At 33.8% G+C, this 21,938-nt stretch carries 18 protein-coding genes; 10 read left to right on the top strand and 8 right to left on the bottom strand.

From position 1 onward, the window contains the following. Positions 1-86: 86 nt before the first annotated feature. The 8 genes from IRZ83_RS13505 to IRZ83_RS13470 all read right to left on the bottom strand — a co-directional run bounded on the left by IRZ83_RS13505 (position 87) and on the right by IRZ83_RS13470 (position 7,744). Complete coding sequence (locus IRZ83_RS13505; RefSeq protein ID WP_194569481.1) at positions 87-521, bottom strand: DoxX family protein; 435 nt, start codon at positions 519-521, stop codon at positions 87-89. Positions 522-531: 10 nt separating this feature from the next. Beyond that, positions 532-2,418: an amidohydrolase gene (locus IRZ83_RS13500; protein WP_194569479.1), complete on the bottom strand. Its 1,887-nt coding sequence runs from the start codon at positions 2,416-2,418 to the stop codon at positions 532-534. Positions 2,419-2,420: 2 nt separating this feature from the next. Further along, positions 2,421-3,152, bottom strand: coding sequence for a M17 family peptidase N-terminal domain-containing protein (locus IRZ83_RS13495; protein WP_194569477.1), 732 nt, complete (start codon positions 3,150-3,152; stop codon positions 2,421-2,423). Between the two features lie 198 nt (positions 3,153-3,350). Further along, positions 3,351-4,739, bottom strand: a complete 1,389-nt coding sequence (locus IRZ83_RS13490) for an alginate export family protein (protein WP_228520697.1) — start codon at positions 4,737-4,739, stop codon at positions 3,351-3,353. A 73-nt stretch (positions 4,740-4,812) separates the two neighbouring features. Then, positions 4,813-5,445, bottom strand: coding sequence for a hydrolase (locus IRZ83_RS13485; RefSeq protein ID WP_194569475.1), 633 nt, complete (start codon positions 5,443-5,445; stop codon positions 4,813-4,815). A gap of 137 nt (positions 5,446-5,582) precedes the next feature. Then, on the bottom strand, positions 5,583-5,906 hold the full coding sequence (locus IRZ83_RS13480) for a hypothetical protein (protein ID WP_029272468.1): 324 nt from the start codon (positions 5,904-5,906) through the stop codon (positions 5,583-5,585). 64 nt (positions 5,907-5,970) lie between these two features. Continuing rightward, entirely contained in the window at positions 5,971-6,789 is an 819-nt protein-coding gene (locus IRZ83_RS13475) for an alpha/beta fold hydrolase (protein ID WP_029272467.1), read from the bottom strand. A 700-nt stretch (positions 6,790-7,489) separates the two neighbouring features. Next, positions 7,490-7,744 carry a hypothetical protein gene (locus IRZ83_RS13470; protein WP_194569473.1) on the bottom strand — a complete coding sequence of 85 codons (255 nt, stop codon included), beginning with the start codon at positions 7,742-7,744 and terminating at the stop codon, positions 7,490-7,492. 422 nt (positions 7,745-8,166) lie between these two features. Between IRZ83_RS13470 and IRZ83_RS13465 the strand changes: the two genes are divergently transcribed. The 10 genes from IRZ83_RS13465 (at position 8,167) to IRZ83_RS13420 (ending at position 21,660) form a co-directional block, all read left to right on the top strand. Next, positions 8,167-9,180, top strand: coding sequence for a LacI family DNA-binding transcriptional regulator (locus IRZ83_RS13465; protein WP_228515184.1), 1,014 nt, complete (start codon positions 8,167-8,169; stop codon positions 9,178-9,180). A gap of 271 nt (positions 9,181-9,451) precedes the next feature. Continuing rightward, positions 9,452-12,778 (top strand): SusC/RagA family TonB-linked outer membrane protein, encoded by a 3,327-nt coding sequence (locus tag IRZ83_RS13460; protein WP_194569470.1) that lies wholly within the window; start codon positions 9,452-9,454, stop codon positions 12,776-12,778. Between the two features lie 31 nt (positions 12,779-12,809). Continuing rightward, complete coding sequence (locus tag IRZ83_RS13455) at positions 12,810-14,375, top strand: SusD/RagB family nutrient-binding outer membrane lipoprotein (protein WP_194569468.1); 1,566 nt, start codon at positions 12,810-12,812, stop codon at positions 14,373-14,375. A gap of 170 nt (positions 14,376-14,545) precedes the next feature. Continuing rightward, positions 14,546-15,115 carry a Crp/Fnr family transcriptional regulator gene (locus IRZ83_RS13450; protein WP_194569466.1) on the top strand — a complete coding sequence of 190 codons (570 nt, stop codon included), beginning with the start codon at positions 14,546-14,548 and terminating at the stop codon, positions 15,113-15,115. A 130-nt stretch (positions 15,116-15,245) separates the two neighbouring features. Next, on the top strand, positions 15,246-16,040 hold the full coding sequence (locus IRZ83_RS13445; RefSeq protein ID WP_228520696.1) for a type 1 glutamine amidotransferase domain-containing protein: 795 nt from the start codon (positions 15,246-15,248) through the stop codon (positions 16,038-16,040). A gap of 89 nt (positions 16,041-16,129) precedes the next feature. Beyond that, the gene (locus IRZ83_RS13440; protein ID WP_194569464.1) at positions 16,130-16,438 is read left to right on the top strand and encodes a putative quinol monooxygenase; all 309 of its coding nucleotides are present in this window, start codon (positions 16,130-16,132) and stop codon (positions 16,436-16,438) included. Between the two features lie 140 nt (positions 16,439-16,578). After that, positions 16,579-17,973, top strand: a complete 1,395-nt coding sequence (locus IRZ83_RS13435; protein ID WP_194569462.1) for an aldehyde dehydrogenase family protein — start codon at positions 16,579-16,581, stop codon at positions 17,971-17,973. Positions 17,974-18,346: 373 nt separating this feature from the next. After that, positions 18,347-20,065, top strand: a complete 1,719-nt coding sequence (locus IRZ83_RS13430; RefSeq protein WP_194569460.1) for an FAD/NAD(P)-binding protein — start codon at positions 18,347-18,349, stop codon at positions 20,063-20,065. A gap of 235 nt (positions 20,066-20,300) precedes the next feature. Next, positions 20,301-20,669 (top strand): hypothetical protein, encoded by a 369-nt coding sequence (locus IRZ83_RS13425; protein ID WP_194569458.1) that lies wholly within the window; start codon positions 20,301-20,303, stop codon positions 20,667-20,669. A gap of 163 nt (positions 20,670-20,832) precedes the next feature. Then, the gene (locus tag IRZ83_RS13420) at positions 20,833-21,660 is read left to right on the top strand and encodes a tetratricopeptide repeat protein (RefSeq protein WP_194569456.1); all 828 of its coding nucleotides are present in this window, start codon (positions 20,833-20,835) and stop codon (positions 21,658-21,660) included. Positions 21,661-21,938 lie beyond the last annotated feature (278 nt).

Raw genomic sequence — 21,938 nt, 5'->3', positions numbered from 1 at the left:
TTCTCACACATAGATATATGTTTGTTTAAACAAAGTAAAATACCTTTTTATACGTCTAAAAAATCTATGTCTCTATGTGTTTAAAATTAATTGTTCATAATGCTTAATAAATAATAATCAAGTGAATATGTTCCTGCTCCAAGCGCAAGAATTAGTAATAGTGATAAAGTATACATGTAAGGAACATCGCGTACTTCGAGTGAATCTTTCCTGTGCACCACAAAATATCCTACGGCTGTAACGCCAATTGTAGGCAGTACAACAAGTCGGGTTCCGATACCCAGAATAATAAGAAACGGAACTACAGTATCAGAAAAAGTGGCCACTAATCCGTTTAATTTTTCAGGCAGATGAAGTGGATTCGGAACATGTTCTCTTTGTCCGTTTTCAACTCTAAATTTCTTCATTCCGTGAACTCTAAAAAGCTCTACCGCAAGTAATACTCTAAAAACTAAAAGTGCAGTATTATTGAAAGATGTTCCTAAATCTGAATAAAGGATTTGTTTTATAATTTCTATCATTTTTTTAAATTTAAAAAGCAAAGCAAGAACACCCAAGAGCGCCCCAAAATGCATTATAATTATTTACAGGAACGTTGCTCATTCTGGCAATATCGTGGCTGTGAGCGTGAACATCACAACTGCCGCTGCAACTGTGTATCTGCGAAGTCAGGCTTGGTTTTGCATCTGCTTTTGCATTTTTTTCAATCGCACTCTGGAAATTACTTTTACTTGGATAACCGTTGTAAATATTCGTTGGCGACCAATCCGGCAAAATCGGAATATGCGGCGGCGAAAAGGATGAAAAATCACCATTGGCATAGACAATTTTTCCGTCGACAATCGTCAAATCGGCTTCGATTTTTTTAATGTCTTCATCAGCAACAGTAAAATAGTCACTGTCGAGCACAACTAAATCGGCAAACATTCCTTTTCTGATATCTCCTTTTTTAGCCTGTTCCTGCGAAAACCAGGCACTTCCTCTGGTGTATAATTCCAGAGCCGTTTCTCTGCTTAATCTGCTTTCATTGTACAATTGCAGACCTCCAACGGTTTTTCCAACTGTCATCCAATACATGGAAACCCACGGATTGTAACTGCTCACTCTGGTTGCATCAGAACCTCCGCCAACGGGAACTTCCATTTCGAGCATCTTTTTAATTGGAGGTGTACTTTCGGCTGCTTTTGCACCGTATCGATCTGTGAAATATTCACCTTGATAGGCCATTCTGCTTTGTACCGCAATTCCTCCGCCTAAATTTTTGACACGCTCAATATTGCGTTCGTCAATCGTTTCGGCATGGTCAAATATCCACGGCAATCCGTTAAACGGAATTTCCTGATTGATTTTTTCAAAAACATTTAAAAATCTTGTAATGCTTTCGTTATAAGTCGCGTGAAGTCGAAACGGCCAGCGATTTTCTACCAAAAGGCGGACAACTTTTTCCAGTTCTGCTTCCATGTTTTCAGGAAGATCAGGTCTTGGCTGCAGAAAATCTTCAAAATCTGCCGCAGAAAAAACTAACATTTCACCCGCACCGTTATGTCGGTACATATCATCGCCCTGATATAATTTTACCGTATCAATCCAATCTTCAAAATCTTCAAATTCGTGTTTTGGTTTTTGGGTAAAAAGATTATAAGCGATTCTAACTGTTAATTGTTTTTTCTCATTCAATTCATTAACGACTTTATAATCGTCTGGAAAATTTTGAAATCCGCCTCCTGCATCGATAACACTTGTGATTCCGAAACGGTTCAACTCTTTCATGAAATGACGTGTAGAATTGATCTGATGTTCATAAGAAAGCGTTGGGCCTTTTGCTAAAGTCGAATACAAAATCATTGCATTTGGAGTCGCAATGATAAGTCCGGTTGGTTCGCCTTTAGAATCTCTTTCAATTTGCCCTCCGGGAGGCGCTGGTGTATTTTTAGTATAACCAACGGCTTTTAATGCCGCTCTATTCATAATCGCTCTGTCATACAAATGCAGAATGAAAACTGGAGTATCGGGAGCAATGGCGTTGATTTCTTCTAAAGTCGGCATTCTGCGCTCTGCAAACTGAAATTCAGACCAGCCGCCAACCACACGAACCCATTGCGGATTTGGTGTACGATCAACTTGCTCTTTTAACATTCTAAGTGCATCAGCTAAAGAAGGAACTCCATCCCATCGTAATTCCAAATTATAATTTAAACCGCCTCGAATAAGGTGAATGTGAGAATCGTTGATTCCCGGAACAACTCTTTTATTATGAAGGTCAATTATTTTGGTTTCTGCAGATGCAAATTCCATTACACTGCTGTCATTTCCAACTCCAATAAATTTTCCGTCTTTGATCGCTACAGCTGTAATATTTGGCGTTTCCGCATTGAAACTATGAATTTTACCGTTGAATAAAATTAGATCTGCTTTCATAATTATTTGGCGTTAAGTTTAGCAATCGCTTCTTTAATTCCTTCGCCTGCAACACTATAAAAAGCAGGTCCGGCAAGCAGAATAATTTTAGTTAAAGGCTTGTAATCGGCTAATTTTTTCTCTTTTAAATAGGTCTGCGTTCTGTAAGCTTCAAAAGAGCCTAAAACTACATTTGTTGCTACTAAAGCTGTTGGCGAATCAATTCCGGCATCTTTAATATCACTTGCAAAAGAATAATTAGAAACTCCCAAACGTAAAGCTTCACGCATTGCAGTGCTTCCCACGCTGATCATTAAATCTGGCGTAAATTTATTGCGGTCCCCAAGACCGATAAGCAATAATTGTTTAGAAGCCAAAGTACCTTTTGGAGGTGTAATCAATAAAGTTTCAAGTGAATGTCCTGCAAATTTTCCGCTTTTGCGTAATTCGGTAATAATCCCTTTTAAAGCGTCGTCTAAATGCACCATTCCGTTTAGGTTTGCAGGAAGGGCAGGAGGGTTGAAGATGTCACCTTCGGTATATTCAAAAACGCAGGCAACTTGTAATTCTGCTTCTGCTGCAGATGGTCCCTGAACCAATCCGTTTACGGCAACTTCGTCTACTTTACCCCAAGTAGTAGTCGAGCCAAGAGCAGCCATTTGTGCAAAAGCAGTATTTGCAAATAATATTGTGATAAATAGAGTTAGAGTAGAATTTCTAAATCTGTATTTTGAAAGAATGGATATGTTTTTCATGGCTTTTGTTTTAATTGTAAAAAATATTTAAACACATAGGGACATAGGTTTTATATGCTGTTATGAATAAAAAAGAATATAAAAAGAAACAAGTTTGTCACACATAGTCCCGAAGCTTCGGGATTTACTGATGTAAGTGAAATGCCTTTTTTAAAGTATAGAATCTATGTTTCTATGTGTTTAAATTTAATTGTGTTGTTAAAATTTAAATCCAAGTCTGGCATTAAAAAAAACGCCGTCTTTCGAATTTGGAATGATATCGTCGATAAAAGCACCAGTTTTAAAATATTGGATACCGCTTACGACTGAAATATATTTGTTTACGCTGTAAGTAAAATTGGCAAGATAAGCAGTCCCGATATATCGCTCTTCTGATGAACTTCCTGGAAGATTCAGCGAACCGCTTGGTCTGTAAACACCGTCCTGCAGTGAATATCTCCAGTTAAAAACCACATCGACCTGCATCTTTAGCTGTGGCAGTAAATCCATTGTGGCGTAAGGATGAATGTCGATAAGGTTTACCGGACCAACCTGCGGGCTGAAACCAAAGTATCCTCCTTTTGGATACAACGGATTGAACGTCTGCAGACTTCCATCGCCTTTGTTTTTATCTCCTGAAATATAATCATTTCGAAGGTTGATCGTTGGCTTAAGTTTCACGTTTTCAAAAGAGTAGCCAATGTCAATTGATCCTGTCCAGGCATTTATGTTTCCCGAACCAAAAGTTCCAAATTGATAAGCCGCTTCCAGATTGTAGATAAATCCACCGCCATATTTCCAAAATCTTGTTCCAATGGTGTGTCGTCTTTCTGGTGCAATTCCTTCTTCAAAAAGGGATTCGTCTCTTCTGATTCCGAGATAATATAAATCCAGATTTCCTGCTTTTGGAAATATAATTTTAGAATAAGCTCCCCAAAGATTCAGCTGTTTCGACATTTTATTATCAAAAGCTCCTGTATAAATCGTGTCAGCCATCATCGCAAATCCGTCAATGGAGAATCGGGAAGAAGTGTACATTACTTTTCCTCCCGTAAAATAAAGTCTCGCATTTGGACCTTCTCTTACCGAAATTAATCTTCCGGATCCATAATCCAATTCTTGTCTTCCGGCGCGAATAGTCAGTTTTTTATCTTCTTTCTGATATAAATTCACATCTAAAAAAAGATTCTGAACATTCAGCTGATCTTCGTCAATGCCACGCGGCCCGTTAATTCGTCCGTCCTGCAAGGCACTTCTCAATTGAGCAAATACTCTAAAGGTTTTTCCTAAATGAATATCGGCTCCAAGATCATAACGCTGTAATAAAAAGTTATTATGTCCAATATTTAATCTTCCCCAATCTTCATTATTGAAATCGACATATTCATATCGGGCTTCGCCTCCAAGAGAGATGTAAAAATCTTTCTCTTTGTTTAACGGAATGAACTTTAAATTCTCATAAAAGTTTCTAGTGGAGTCTTTTAGAAATTCGTAGTTTTCGTCATAACGCAAAAGTTTAAAATTTTGTGCCGATGCAAAGCTTCCAATCAAAAGAAAAGAAAGAACAATGGTCTTAAAGTTTAGCGATATGAATTTTGATGATTTCAAAATAATGAAGCGTAAAAGGTTTGTATTTATTTAAGGTTTCAGTTCCGAAGCTTCGGGATCAGGTTGAAATGAATTAGTGTTTCAACATGTTGTGTGCGTAATGAATACCTAAACCGTAAGAACCGCCGTGTTTTTTCATTAAGTTCGTCACCGGAACATAGGTTTCCTGACGCGCCCAGTCTCTTTGCAATTCTAATAAATATTGGATAGAAGTTATAGGCTGCACACCAACCTGAATCATTCTTTGAATCGCACGTTCATGAGCTTCGTTACTTACGTCTCCACAGGCATCTGTAATTACATACACTTCGTAACCTTCTTCAATTGCTGAAAGTGCTGGTCCAACGATGCAGACACCTGTCCATAATCCGGCAAGAACTATTTTTTTCTTGTTTGTTCCTGTAATAGCTTTATAAGCATTTTCATCTTCCCAGGTATTCATTGTAGTACGGTCAATATATCCTGAAGTTGCGATTGGGTAAAACTCCTCAACTTCTGGGAAAACAGGTCCGGAAAAACTCTCTTCTGCAACAGTAGTAACTATAGTTGGTACATTAAAGATTTTTGATGCTCCAGAAATAATGGCAACGTTATTACGCAATTCGCTTAATGCAATGCTGTTTGTAGCAAATGCCATTTGCCCTTCAAAGTCAATTAATACTAATGCGTGATTGTCTGGTGATAATAAGTTTACTGATGGTTTCATAAAATCGTTATTTTTAATATTATTAATTATGCCAACAAAATGCCAAATTTATAAATGCTTGTTTTGTTGGTGTTTATGGTTTAAAGCGATACGTTTTACTTACGATATTTCGTGAATTTATTATCGTATTATGAAAATTATCGGGAATGTGTTGAAAGTTTTTTTATCATTTCTGTAGAAATAGAATCGGCATAAATTCCAAACGCACTTGTCAAAACACCTTTTATGCTATAAATCTCAGATACAATTCCGTAAACTATATCTTCATCTCCTGGATCTGTATCTCCTTCAAAACGAAATAGATATTCAATTTTAAATTCTTCCGGAGACATTGTTTGTGTGTTATTATTATAACGGATACAATTTTCATCAAGATTAAAGTTTTCCGTAAAACCTTGATTGTTTAGCCATTGTAAAGCCTCGGTAACTGTATCAAAAGCGGGTTGTTGAAATGAATTCATAATTGGAAGAGATTAACTGCCCGCAAAACACGGGCAGTTGTGATTACTTTTTAGGACTATATGCTTATGCTTTAATAAAGTCTAAAATGTCTTTATTAATTGTGTCTGCTTCTGTAGTTGGCATACCATGAGGAAAACCTGGATAAGAAATCAATTTTCCGTTTTTCAAAAGTTTTGCAGCTCTTGGTGCCTGACCAAAAGGAACGATTTGATCATCTTCTCCATGCAAAACCAAAACAGGAATATCTAAACTTTTAAGATCTTCAGTAAAATCTGATTCAGAAAACGCTTTTATTCCTTCATAATGAGCTAATACTGAACCCATCATTCCCTGACGCCACCAGTTGTGCTTAATTCCTTCTTTAACCGTTTGGCCTTCGCGGTTCCATCCGTAAAACGGAATAGGGAAATCATAAAAATATTGTGCTCTGTTAAATCCTGTACCTTGTCTGATTTCGTCAAAAATTGCTAAAGGCACACCTTCTGGATTTGATTCGTTTTTAATCATAATTGGCGTTACAGCGCTAATAATAACTGCTTTTGCAACACGTTCTTTACCGTATTTTGCAGCATAGCGAATTACTTCACCGCCACCAGTTGAATGCCCTACGTGAATAGCATTTTTTAAATCAAGTGCTGCTGTCAATTCAGCAATGTCAGATGCATATGTTTCCATATTGTTTCCTTCTGAAGTTTGGCTAGAGCGACCATGACCGCGTCTGTCGTGTGCAATAACTCTGTATCCTTGTTTTAGGAAAAACATCATTTGTGCATCCCAATCATCACTTGATAATGGCCATCCGTGGTGAAAAACTATTGGCTGTCCTGTTCCAAAATCTTTGTAGAAAATTTCTGTTCCGTCTTGTGTTTTAAATGTGCTCATTTTTTTATGGTTTTAGATTATTAAATTTAGAAATGAATAGTTGTTGTTATTTTCTTTTACAAACTTAGATTAAGTTCGAAAGTCTGTCGATTAACCTAGATTAAGAAAAAACTTAATTTTATTAATCTGCTTGGTTTTCATTTGTTGTTTCATGTTTACAATTTTTATTAATGTTGATGCCAAACAATAGCCAAACAATATGCCTTAAATGTTAACTGTTTGATTTTAAGATAAATATACTATTTTTAAAGATGTTTTAATTTACGATATTTCGTAATTTTATTAGTCTCTTGTCTGTTTTGTATGTAGTAAGGCGATTTTATTGCATGAAAAGGCAAATGGAAAAATCCATATAATGTAGTTTAGAAAAAAACCAGACGCGAAAAGAAGAATCTATTTTTGATTATTTTGTTTATGACAAAAGAAATAATTTAGTGATGGCATCAGGCACAAAATTTTATAACATATGAGCTAACATCTTCATAAAATAGGATAAAAAGGAAAAATTATAAACGAGCTGGATAAATCAAGATTATGTTTTTCAGTTATGATAATCAAGTTATGATCACAAAAATGTCATACATAAATAGATTATAGTTGATGGTACAACTGCGTGATGTTTTGCATGTAGAAAAGCGCAGCTTTCAGAATGATAGCTTACTTAAAGCAATATTATAAATCTAAGATTGCAAATGTATGATTACAGATCAGATTTGTCTTTCTGATTAAAATCCATGTCATTGCGTTCTTTAGTATTGGTATTATTTAATAAATCTTCATCATCCCATTTAAGAGCATTGCTTTTTTTAAAACTTGGACAACTATTATAATCATTTATAATAGTTATAGAATCATATAAAGAAGAAGGTTTTAAATTATGTTTTCCCAACTTTGCATTTTTACTGTGAAAATCCTTATCATGCCGATTGTGATTTTCTTTTCCTTCACAATTCATAATCGTTATTTTTAGGGGTATTTTCTTATTCAGTATAAATATAAAATAGGTTATTAAAATTATTTTACATTTATCTCTTACACAATTATATAGTCTTCATGTGTTAGCTGTTATTAGCTCAATTTTATGTTATTTTATACATAAATACTTTTGGTTTAGAAAATTCATCTTTACTATTATTCTATTAACATTTTAAATTTAACAATTGAGTACTATATTTTAGAAAAACGATTTTGTTTTAGATAAATTATATTCGTTTATTTTTACTCAATTGCCTGTATTTGTTGATATTTTTTATTTTTAATGTTAAAAAACATATTTACATCTAAAAAAAAGTACTAAAACGTTTTTGTAAATCGTTTTATTAAATATATATTTGTTTTAACAAATTAACTAAGTTTTAATATAAACTTAACATTTCTATGATAAAAAAGATCACGATCAAAGACATAGCGAAAGCTGCAAATGTATCTATTACTACAGTTTCGTTTGTTTTGAATGATAAAGGAAAGGAGAAAGGTATAAGCAAAGAAGTGATCAAGAAAGTTTTTAAGGTTAGTGAAGAAATGAAGTTCAAACCCAATATGATGGCCAGCAGTTTAAGAACTGGTAAAACAAGATCTATTGGTCTTATTGTGGAAGATATTTCAAATCAGTTTTTTTCTGATTTGGCAAAAGTGATTGAAAGAGAAGCAATCGATTTAAATTACAGAGTGTTTTATTGTAGTACAGGAGGAAATAATGAACGTGCGATTGAATTAGTGAATAGTTTACTACAGGCAAATGTTGATGGTTTTATTATTACGCCTACTGAAGGTATGAAAGCAACTATCGATCGATTATTGGAACTTCAATGTCCAGTTGTCTTAGTTGATAGATATTTTGAGGGTCAGGAAGTTAGTCATGTAGTACTTGATAATTTTGAAGGAGGCGAAACTGCTGCTCGTTATTTTTTGAAGAAAGGATTCAAAAAAATTGCATTTGTTACTAATTCATCTCAATTGATTCAGATGAATTTTAGAAAACAAGGATATAGTAAGGCATTGAGAGATGTGGGCTTGTACGATGATTCTAGAATTCTAGAATTAGAATATGATATTACGGAAGAAGAAAGAATAGAAAAAATTTCAGATTTTTTGATCCTCAACCCTAAAATTGATGCTATTTTGTTTGGTGCTAACTATTTGCTGCTTGCCGGTTTACAATCATTAAGGAGATTAGGGCATAGTATTCCTGCTGACAAAGCTGTAATTAGTTTTGATGATCATGACAGTTTTAGGCTGCATTCTCCTTCTATAACTGTTTTGTCTCAGCCAATCGAACAAATTGGAAAAAAGACTGTAAGACTATTAATGAAACAAATGACTGACGGAAGTAATTATGAGATTATCAAGGAAAAGAAAAAGGGAAGCCTAACGATAAGAGAATCGGTTTAAAAAATAAGCCTTTTTTTAGAATTATTTACTAAAACGATTTAGTACAAAAAAAACTCAGAGTAATTAGATAAATACTAAATAAATAAATACCGCTTATGATATAAATAAATAGAGATGTTGACCAAGAAACTTAATTATTACCGAGATTCTGAGAGAGAAGCTGGTAATAAAAAAATTAAAGGTTTTAGTATTCAATATTTTTCTTTAAATCAGAAACTTTTAATTAAACACAAACAAAATCAAAACAAATCAAACCAAATTAATATTAATTATGAAAAAACTGCTATATCAATCATTGTTAGTTTTTCTAACGGTATTTTGTTACCAGGGAGTTAATGCACAAGACAAAATAATTTCCGGAACAATTACAGATAATGCAAATATGCCTGTGCCATTTGCCATTATAAAGGAAAAAGGAACAAAAGCACAAACGAATAGTGATGAAAATGGAGATTTTAAAATTTCAGTAAACGAAGGCGCTACAATCATCATTAGTTCGATAGGATTTAAAACAATAGAAATAAAAGCTGTTGATGGATTAAAAGTTAAGTTGTCAACTGATACTAACGAGCTTGATGGTGTTACCGTTACGGCTTTAGGACAATCTAAAAAGAACAAATCAATTGGTTATGCTACAAGTATCATCAAATCTGATGCGATAACAAAAACGGCTTCGCCAACAATTGCAAATTCTTTATATGGTAAAGCGCCAGGTGTACGTGTTTCTTCAACTCCAGGTGGAGCGGGAGCGATCAACATACAGATTCGTGGATTAAACTCTATCACTGGTAAAAATCAGCCTCTGATAGTTTTAGATGGTGTGCCTATTCGTGATGGTGAGGTGAATAATAATGATTACTGGAATGCACCACGTGTTAAAAGTAATGGATTAGCTGATATTAACCCTGAAGATATTGAGAATATCTCTATTCTTAAAGGAGCTTCTGCTGCTGCATTATATGGTTCTGAAGCTGTAAATGGTGTTGTATTGATTACTTCTAAATCTGGAAAAGGCAAAAAAGGTTTAGGCGTTGATTTCAGTACAAGTTACTCTAACAATTCAATTGCATTTTTACCAAGATTTCAATACGAAAGAGGTCCAGGTTATTCTAATCCAGCGTATTCTACTTCTGCATTTTTAGCTCCAGACGGTTTTGCTCATTATGACACAAACGGAGATGGAATTGCTGATACGAGAGGAGTTTCTAACGGAAGTTCTAACTTCGGAATGTGGTTTGACGGTCAGCCTATTATGTCTTGGGATGGAGTAGTGCGTCCGTATTCAGCTCAAAAAGATGGATATAAAAATTTATTCCAAAATGCTTGGGACGGAACAACTAACATAGCACTTTCTAACAATACAGAAAATGCAAGTGTTCGTTTTTCATATACACATACGGAATCTGAAGGATTGAGTATGGGTAATAATAACAAAAAAAATACTTTCAATTTAAATACATCATTTAAAACAGGTAAAAATTCTAAAACTGATGTTATAGTAAGTTATATGAATCAAAATATTCATAACCGTACTTATGCTATGGATCGTTTGATCAATAATTTTACAGGAATGCTTAGTCCATTTGATAATGGAGATTGGTATAAAGCTAAATACCAAACAAGTTTAGGATACAAATATGTTACAGGAACCAATCAAAGTTTAACTCCAAACGAAAACATTATACGTAATGGTTTCAAAGCAGATATTGGTGACTATTTCTGGAATATTAACGCAAATCAACAAGACGAGATCACAAATCGTTTGATTGCAAGTCTTACTGAAACGCTTACTCTTACTAAAGATTTAACATTACGTGGGCGTGTGTCTACCGATTTAACTTCAGTAAATACAGAATCTAGAAATCCGGTTGAAAAACCTTTAATTTACGGATTTGGACCTGGTTCTTATTTAATAGATTCTCAAGATTATAATATTCTTTACGGTGATTTATTGTTGACTTACAATAAAAAAATCACAGAAGATTTTAGTTTAAATGCTCTTCTTGGTTATTCAGGATCAGATGAAACAGGTAAAATGTTATCTCGCTCTACAAATGGCGGTTTAAGTGTTGAAGGATGGTACGATATGAATTCATCTGTAAATACTCCAACAAGTACTTCTTCAAAATATGAAATAGTAAAAGATGCCGTTTTTGGAACTTTAAACGCAAGTTTTAGAAACTATTTATTTGTTGAAGGAACTATCAGAAGAGACAGAACTTCTACAATGAACCCAAATAATAATGCATTTACGTACCCATCTGTAAATTCAAGTTTTGTATTGTCAGATGCAGTTCAATTGCCAGAATTTATCAGTTATGCAAAAATGCGTGGTTCTTGGGGTATTGTAGGTAACTATCCAGATCGTTATGCAGCCAACATTGCATTCTCACAAACTTCGTTAGGAACTCAAGGAACTACAACTCCAGTATTGATTACTACTTCTCCAACAAAATATGGAAATGAGGGAATCAAACCTGAAATGAAAACGGAGTATGAATTTGGTTTTGAAACTAAATTCTTCGACAGAAGACTTGGCTTAGATTTCTCTTATTATAATGCAACAGTTAAAGATCAAATCCTTGATTTGACTTTGGCGCCAACTACCGGAGCAACTTCTATTTTAGCGAACGTGGGTGAATTAAGTAATCAAGGGTTTGAAGTTGCTTTTACAGCTTCTCCTTTTAGAACAGAAGATTTTTCTTGGGATGTAACTTTAAACTGGGCAAAAAACATAAACAAAATTGTAAAATTAGCTAACGGTGCAACTGAATTATTGCATGCTGATTATGATGGTTCTGCAGCTCAATTGAAATCAGTAGTTGGAGATCCGATGGGAGGTATTTATGCACACCCTGTTAAGACAGATGCTGAAGGTAATAAAATGGTAGATTCTGATGGATTTTATATGATTGATGGAGACAAATGGGAAAAATACGGAACAGCTACACCAAAAGGTGTGGGAGGTTTGATCAACTCATTTACTTATAAAAGTTTGACATTAGATGTAAACATTGATTATTCTTACGGAGGTTATTTAATGCCAACTGGAGTTAACTGGATGAAATCTAGAGGTTTGACAGAAGAAACTTTGAACTTTAGTACTAATGAGCGTGGTGGTTTAACTTACTACAAAGATGCTAACGGTCAAGGAGTTCAAGTTCCTAATAGTTCTACTTCAGGACCAGGAGGTCAAACATTATACCGTGATGGTATGATAATGGATGGTGTAACTTCAAGTGGTGCAACAAATACAAATGTTATCTCTCAGGCAGGTTACTATAATATGACTTACAACTGGGGTGGACCTCAGTACAGCAGTTCACGTTATGATTTATATATTCAAAAAAATAACTACGTTAAAGTAAGAGAAATATCATTAGCATATAATATGCCAGCTGTCTGGGCGAGTAAAATTGGAGCATCTAAATTAAGTTTTTCTGTTTTTGGACGTAATCTATTTTATATCTACAGAACTATTAAAGATATGGATGCAGAGGCAACAACTTCAGGATCAAGATGGTCTCAAAACGTTAACAATGCAGGTTTAACTCCAGCAACTAGAAGTTTTGGTGCAATGCTAAGAGCATCTTTCTAATTTTATAAGTTATAATTAAAAAAACAACAACATGAAAAAATTATTATATATATCATTAGTGGCGGCAGCTGGTTTCTTCGGCTCTTGCTCGCAAGGTGATTTCGAAGATGCATACAAAGATCCGTCTACAGTAACAACGACAACTGTACCGAAACAGTTTGCAGGTTTTATGAAAATTAACTTTGAGGATGTAATTCCGTCTTATTGGAATTATTATACTGTTATAAGATCAACTTCTTTAACTTATACACAGGCTCATGGATTTACCAACATAACGGGACGCTATATTCCTGGACCTGCGGTAAATGACAGATGGAAAAGATATTACAATTTCATTACTCAATATAGAGAACTAGAAAAAGTGATGGCTTCTTTGTCTGCAGCAGAACAGACAGAAAATAGAATCTATACTATTACTTCAACTATTTATCTGTATGATCATACTGAAAAAATGGTGGATAACTTTGGAGATATTCCTTTCTCTCAAGCGGGTAAAATTAGTTCAACAGGAGGTAATTATGCTAATGCAGCTGCTAAGTATGATAACCAAACAGAGCTTTATATCAAAATGTTGGATGAATTGAAAGCGTTCTCTACTGAATTGAATTCGATTGCTTTGTCTCCAAAGGTAGATCTGGAATTTAAAAATCAAGATTTGATTAATAAAGGAGATCTAGTAAGCTGGAAAAACTATTGCAATTCTTTGCGTTTGAGGATTTTAAACAGAGTTTCTGCGGTTCCTTCTTTGGCTTCTAGAGCAAATACTGAAATTGCTGAAATCATTGCTGAAGCTAAAATTGTAGACGAAAACTCAGAAAATATTGCATTTAAAGTTTATACTCAAGATATTGATTTGGATAGTGCAGGTTTTATAGATGCTTTAGAAGGTGCTAACAATAATGTTGCTCCAAAACCAATGATTGACCACATGAATGCCAATGGCGACCCTCGTGAAGCTTGGTTGTTCGAAAAAGGACAAACAGCAACAGTTTTTACAGGACTTGACCCAACGCTGACTTCAGGTGTTCAAGATCAATTAATAGTTGATGGTAAAATTGCAATCTACAACAGATCTGTAATCAGCAGAAACAAATGGCTTCCAGGAACATTAATAAATGCTGCTGAAGTAAATTTGATTCTTGCAGAGTATTATTCAAGAAACGGAAATGGCACAACAGCTAAAACGTATTTCGAGAAAGCGATCAGACAATCAATTGAATATTATGTTAGATTAGGTGATAAAGCTGATGTACTTACTTGGAAACCAACTACAGAACCTACAACTGCAGAAATTGAGGCTTACATTCTTAAAATTAACTTTGCAGGAGCTGTAACTGCCGCTGCTCAATTAGAATTGATTGCTTTCCAAAAGTATATTCATTACAACATAATGCAGGCTGATGAATCTTGGGCAGAGCAAAGAAGATTGAAACTTCCTGCTTTGGTATTCCAGGAAGATGAAACAAGTACGGTTAGAAAAACACCGCCAACGCGCTGGACATATCCAAATTCTGAAAGTGTTTATAATACTGATAATTATAATGCGGTTAAAGCAAATGATAATTTAAGTACTAAAATTTTCTGGGACGTAAAATAGTTAGTTTTTAATATTTTTGTTAGTACAAGTAAAACCCTTGATTGAGAATTTCTCAAATCAGGGGTTTTTGATAATATAGGCATAGCAGTTTTACAGCAAAACCAGTTTGAATCTTTAGATTTAACCAAACACCAATAAATCTTTTATCTTTGATTTGGCAAAATACAATTATGGAAAAACTTAGAAAACATATTGAAGAAATTATCTCCATCAGTGATGAAGAGTTTGAATCGATCAAGCCCTTTTTTACAATAAGAAAGGTTTTGAAGAATCAATATTTAATTCAGCAAGGTGATGATGCAAAATATGAATACATTATTATGAGCGGTATTTTTAGAGTTTTTTATCTTGATGAAGATGGGAAAGAACACATCGTACAATTTGCAACAGAAAATTGGTGGATGTCTGATTATATTTCCTATTTCAATCAAAAACAGGCAAATATGAATGTTTTATGTATGGAAGCGGGAGAGGTTTTATGCCTCACGCTTGATGGAAGGGAACAATTGTCAACTGCACTTCATAAAATGGAACACTTTTTCAGGGTAAAATTAACTAAAGGATATATTGCGCTTCAGCAGCGCGTTATTTCGTTACTTTCAAATAATCCGCAGCAGCGATATAAAGAATTTGCAGACCTTTACCCCAATTTAATGCAGAAAATTCCAAAAAAATATATTGCAGAATATCTTGGAGTCAGCCGCGAAACCCTTAGCAGGCTTTACTCCAGCAATAAATAACATAACTGTTTTTTTCAAAGTGTGATTTTCATCACACTTTTTTTGTGACTTTTCTCCTCGTATTGAGGAGTAGAGCTGGCATAAATTTGCCCTATAAATAATTCATTAACAACCTTTAAAATTTATAGAAATGAAAAAACTTATTATCGTGGCAATGGCTTTTGCCTTTTTTTCTTCTCATGCCCAAAATCAAAAAGATAACACATTAGTAAAACAAAAAACAAACCTTAAAAACGAAACAAAAATGAACAAGAAAATTTTAATTATTGTGTCTAATGCCAATGCTATTGGACCAAACAACAGAAGAACAGGAACTTTTCTTCCAGAAGTAGCGCATCCTTATGCAGAATTTGAAAAAGCAAATTACCAGATTGATTTTGCTAGCTTAACAGGAAATACTCCGTATTTAGATGCCCTTAATTTGGCAAATGATCCTGACAATCTTGCTTTTTTAACAGGCAAAGGTTGGGAAAGTATGCAGAAAGCCGTTAAACTTTCAGATGTTGATGTGAGTAAATACGATGCCGTTTTTGTTCCTGGAGGATTAGCGCCAATGGTGGATATGCCCGAAAATCAGCTTCTTAAAAAAGTAATTAAAGAAACGTATGAAAGAAATGCTGTTGTAGGAGCGGTCTGTCACGGTCCTGTATCCTTATTAAATGTAAAATTAAGCAACGGATCTTATTTAGTAAATGGTAAAAATATTACTTCTTTTACAGATGAAGAAGAGAGAGGTTACGCTATCGCAGATGTGCCTTTCCTGCTTGAAACTGCATTAACAAAACAGGGTGCAAAATTCCACGCAGCTGCAGTATGGTCAGCGCACAGTATTGCAGATGGCAATTTAGTTACCGGTCAAAACCCTGCTTCTGCAAAAGGAGTTGCTGAAAAAATGATTGTTATCTTAGAATCTGCTAAGAAATAATATTAAATTGTATTGACCTTCTTCAAAATCTGAATGAAGGTCAATATTATTCATGATTAAAATTGAAAAATAATTATAAAAAATCAAAAATGAAAAATCAAAAACCAATTCATGTTTTTGCAACATGGAAAGTTATAGAAGGCCAGATTGAAAATGTTTTAAATCTGCTCGAAAAAGTACAAGAAGAAAGTGTTAAAGAAAGTGGCAATCTGTTTTATGAAATTCATCAAGGCAATTCGGATCTACATACAATCGTTTTATTTGAAGGGTATAGTAGTGAATCTGCGATAGAAGAACATCGAAATTCATCTCATTTTCAAGATTTAGTTTTAGGAAAAATTGTTCCTTTATTAGAAAAAAGAGAAATTATTTTAACTACTCCCGTAACTTATTTGTAAAAGCTGTCAAAGTTTAATATTGTGTTATTTGGCATTGTAATCATCGATAATTTGATTAAATTTAAAAAACAAATCATGTTTAAATGAATTTCGTTACAATTGAAACATGGTTTTAAGCTTATATATTAAAAAAAATATTTATGGAAAATACCACAAAAATAATATTCCCCTACGATCAAAGTCTTGTAAAAGAACTTCCGTTGGTCAATAAAGATGATATTGAAAATGCTTTGCAAACTGCTCAAAAGTTATTTAACGATCAATCGAATTGGCTTCCGGCTTATAAAAGAATAGAGATTCTCGAAAAAGCAGCCTCAATAATGAATGAAAGGAGTGAGGAATTAATACACTTAGCCATTAGTGAAGGCGGAAAACCATATAAAGATTCAAAAGCAGAAATAATAAGAGCTGTTAAAGGTGTAAAGTTAGCAGCCGAACATATATCGCAAATTAAAGGCGAACAGATTCCTATGGGACTTACAGAAGCTTCTTTAAACAGAATTGCTTTTACGACAAAAGAACCTATTGGTGTTGTTGCTGCAGTCAGTGCTTTCAATCATCCGTTAAATTTAGCGGTGCATCAAATCGCAACTGCTGTTGCCGCCGGCTGTCCTGTTATTTTTAAACCATCAAGCAATACACCATTATCAGGTCTTGCACTCGCAGGTATTTTAAAAGAAGCCGGTTTGCCAGACGGTTGGGTGCAAGTGGTATTATGTGATAATGAAACGGCAGAATTGCTAGTTACAGATTCTAGAGTTCATTTTTTAACTTTCATAGGTTCAGCAAAAGTAGGCTGGTCTTTAAAAAGCAAATTACCTGCGGGAACAAGATGTGCGCTCGAACATGGCGGTGCAGCACCGGTTATTGTTGAAAGTGATGCTGCTTTTAGTGAGATGATTCCAGATTTGGTAAAAGGAGGTTTTTATCACGCAGGCCAAGTTTGTGTTTCTGTTCAGAAGATTTATGTAAATCAGGAAATTTGTGATCAGTTTGTTGAACAATTTTCTGAAGCAACCAGCAAATTAATTGTTGGAAATCCGTTTGATAAAACAACAGATGTCGGTTCGCTTATTACGACAAAAGAAGTTAACCGAGTTGAAGAATGGGTGAATGAAGCGATAGAAAGTGGCGCTAAATTAGTTACAGGCGGAAAAAGAATTTCTGATACGTGTTTTCAGCCAACAGTTTTGCTTAATCCATCAGAAGATGCTAAAGTATCAACGAATGAGATTTTTGGCCCTGTTGTATGTATTTATTCTTTTACAGATAGAGAAGAAGCAATAAAAAGAGCAAACGCTTTAGATGTTCATTTTCAAGCCGCTGTTTTTACAAAAAATGTTGATATCGCTTTAGAGGTTTCAAAAAAATTAAACGCCACTGCTGTTATGATTAACGACAATACTGCATTTAGAGTCGATTGGATGCCCTTTGGAGGAAGAGATGCTTCTGGCTTAGGAATGGGTGGCATCTCCTATACAATAAATGATATGACAAGAGAAAAAATGACCGTTTTTAAAAGTAAATATTTGTAATTATTTTTAAAATTTTATATAGAAAAAGCAACAGCCATTATACTGTTGCTTTTTTTTTATTATAAAATGCTTTGGTTTAATTTTTAAGAAGCAAAAACACTAGTGTAAATATCATCATAGCTTTAAAACATAAATTGGGTTTTGGCTTATCTCTTAAATTTTATAATTTCTGCATTAAATCATATAACAAAAATTAGACAGCGTATTTGATATTTGTAAATGCAGTATGGCACCTTATAGGCATATTTTTGAATAGCGATGTAATTTATATTTTTTATATCTCTGTTATCAGCCTCTGCAAAGTAGATTATTGTCTCAAATAATACTATTATTCTTTAACTAAAAGATAAATAATATTCAATATTTAAATCGAATGGATATCAAAAATAAAAAACGTATTGCAATTTTAGGAGGTGGTCCGAGCGGTCTTTTTGTTTATAAAAGGCTGATTGAATCTGGAACCAATGATTTTGAGATTGATATTTTTGAGAGAAAAGCAGAGCTTGGCTCGGGAATGCCTTACAGCAGTGAAGGTGCAAATGATGAACATATAACAAATGTATCGGATAATGAAGTTCCTAATATTGTAACTCCAATGTCAGATTGGATTCACACGGCGCCAGCTGCATTATTAGAGCGATTTAAAATCGACCCAAATAAATTTAACGAATATAAAGTAGTGCCAAGATTGCTTTTTGGCCAATATCTTTCGGCTCAATTTGAAATACTGCGCAAAAAGGCATCAGAATTAGGAATTATTACAAGAACTCATTTCCAGAGCACAGTTACAGATATCAGTTATAATTTGGAAGATAAAACTGTAACGGTTGAAATATTAAATGGAGATAGCGAAGAATTTGACTTTGCCATTATCTGCACGGGACACAAATGGCCAATACGTCACGAAGGCAAAATACCAGGCTATTATGATGCTCCATATCCGCCTCAAAAATTGGTGCAAAAACTAAATCACGCTATCGCGGTAAAAGGATCTTCTTTAACTGCAATTGATGCTATTAGAACACTTGCAAGACATAACGGGTCATTTGAAAAAGGAACTGATGGCAATCTTTCTTTTCAATTACTTCCTGAAAGTCGTGCATTTAAAATTATGATGCATTCTAGAAGTGGTATGCTTCCTGCGGTGCGTTTTCATTTAGAAGATTCTCATCTTTCGAATAAATCTCTTTTGACTCAGGAAGAAATAGAAAATCACAGAAAAAATAATAAAGGATTCTTATCGCTTGATTTTATTTTTGAAAAAGACTTTAAAGATATTTTTAGAGATCGAGATCCTGATTTTTATCAGCGTATTAAAGACCTCTCAATTGAGGATTTTGTGGCAGAAATGATGGAACTGCGTGAAAATCTAGATCCGTTTCAACTTTTAAAGGCTGAATATGTTCAGGCAGAGAAATCAATCAAAAGACACGAGTCAGTTTATTGGAAAGAAATGCTGGCCGTTCTCAGTTTTGCGATGAACCATCCTGCTAAATATTTATCTGCAGAAGATATGCAGCGCCTTCAAAAAGTTCTAATGCCTCTAATTTCGATTGTAATTGCATTTGTTCCGCAGAAATCTTGCGAAGAATTGCTTGCACTTCATCAGGCCGGTGTTCTGGATCTTGTTCCGGTTGGTGCTGACAGTACAGTTGAACCTCAAAATAAAGGAGGTATTCTATATAATTTCACTGACAGCAATAATAAAAGTCAATCTGTTTATTACAAAACATTTATTGATTGTGTGGGACAGCCACATTTATCTTATAATGATTTTCCTTTTAAGAGTCTGCTTTCCCAAAAAGCAATTAGTCCCGCCCGCCTAAAGTTTAAATCGACACAAGCTGGACATGAAGCATTTACGCAAGATCAAGAAACCATTCAGAAAGATGCACACGGAGATTATTTTATGAATGTTTCTGGAATAGCAATTAATGACAATTTTCAGATTATCGATCAATACGGCGCTTATAATAAAAACCTTTATATTATGGCAGTGCCTTACATTGGCGGACTTAATCCGGATTATTCAGGCCTTGATTTTTGCGAAGCGGCTTCGTTGCGTATTGTCGAGGATATTTTGAGGGATTAGAAATCCGTTAATTTTGTTGTAAAAGTGGCGCAAAGTCAGATATACTATTAAAAGGAAAATAACTATAATAACATTAGCAAGAAATAAAGTTTTGAAAAACAAAATTAGTTGAAAACTATAAATACCTGTTTTGAATTTATTCTGATAATATATAATTGCTTGATCTAAAATATAATACAATAAAGTAATAACTAAATAAGTAAATTGTTATTTTTACTGTATCTCAATTCTATTTATGAAGAGTTTTTACTTTTTTGTACTTCTAATGCTTGGCTTTTTCCTGACGCCGGGCTATGCTTTTGCGTGTGGAAATACACCGAAAAAAAATCATGCTACTACAGAAATTACATTAAATAAAGATAAAAAAAATTGTTGCGATGCTAATGGTCATTGCGAAAAAGAGAAGCACCATTCTTGTGACGGCAATTGCAAACATTCTAAATGTATTTGCACAGCTTCATCTGCTATTTTTTTAGTGTTTGCTCAAAGTGTTTTAAAAATCAACGACTTTGATTTTTCTGATAAAAATCAAAAATTCAATACTCCCGAAACTTTTATTTCTTCGGGTTTCTCTTCTCTTTTTCTAAAACCTAAAATAGGTTAAAACAAAAATTGACAGCCATAAGTTTGTCAAATTAGCAGCAAAATTGCTGGAGTATATCAATTCAATTTTTCAGTTAATTTAAATGAATTCGAGTTGTGTTTTAGGCAACTCGCTTATCATTTATTGACTGAACTTTTTTAAAAACTATAATACATTCATTTAAATGAAATTAACAACAATATTATTTTTCGTGATACTGCTAAGTATTTCGAAATCTCAGGCAAAAGTAAAGTTACAAGCGAACTATGAAAATAGTCACTCAGAAACATTAGATACTTTACGCGATTGGTTTAATTTAAAAAAGAAAAACACAGCTAATCTCATCAAAGGGAAAAGTCCGGATATTGTGCTAAACTTTTACGAATATTATCTGCAGGAAAAAGATAGGAGAAGAGCTGATTCTTTAGTATCTAATATATTAAAATCAACGAATGAAGTTTCTTATAGGTATAAAATTAGTTTACTATCATATAAATATACTTTTGATACAAAGACGCATCTTCTTTTTCTTTCAGATACAAATCGGGTTAAAGAATACCGAAACTATTTTTTAAAATCCGGTATTTCATCATTGAAATCAAATGGAGATTTGCGCGCTCACTATCTTGATTTGACAGCATTGGATTCTGCTTACTATAAAAGTACCCCGGACAGTTTGGTAAAAATACAAATGGGACATCATTATAATAGTCTTGCCTGGTATAGTATCTTAACTCAAAAACTTAATGATGTTGAGTATTATTTAAAACAAAGCATCAAGTATGACCCGACTTCTAAATATCCGTATTCTAATATGCCACTTTTTCTTTTATTAAAAGGGCGATATGAGGAAGCCAAAGTACTCTATACAAAACTTAAAGATGAACCTTTTGACGGACCTGATTCAACTTTTAAAACTGAGTTTCTAGAAGATTTCAGATTACTGGAAGCAGAGGGAATTAAAATCAAGAATAAGGAAAAAATCATACTCTTATTGCAATCAAAAAAATAGTTTATAAAACCCCGCTCCTCAAAGAGTTCCTTCTGAAAAAAGCTGTGCAAATGTCTTTGACTTTGGACATTTTTTTTCTTTTTAGAAATTGTAAACAATGTAATAACAACGTAACTTTTATTTGAGTTTAAAATCAGATACTTTGTTGCGTTTTTATATATTTGATTTTGTAAAAGTGAAGCAAAGTCAGAGACATTTGCGCAACGCTGAAACTGAAGACTTTGCGGAGCGGGGAATATTTATTAAAAGAAACAATCCAATTGAGAGATATTAATATT

The organism is Flavobacterium sp. JLP (assembly GCF_015350755.1).
In the GTDB taxonomy this organism is placed as follows: Bacteria; Bacteroidota; Bacteroidia; order Flavobacteriales; family Flavobacteriaceae; genus Flavobacterium.
The sequence above is the reverse complement of the archived record's forward strand: the minus strand, read 5'-3'. Positions and strand labels throughout refer to the sequence as shown.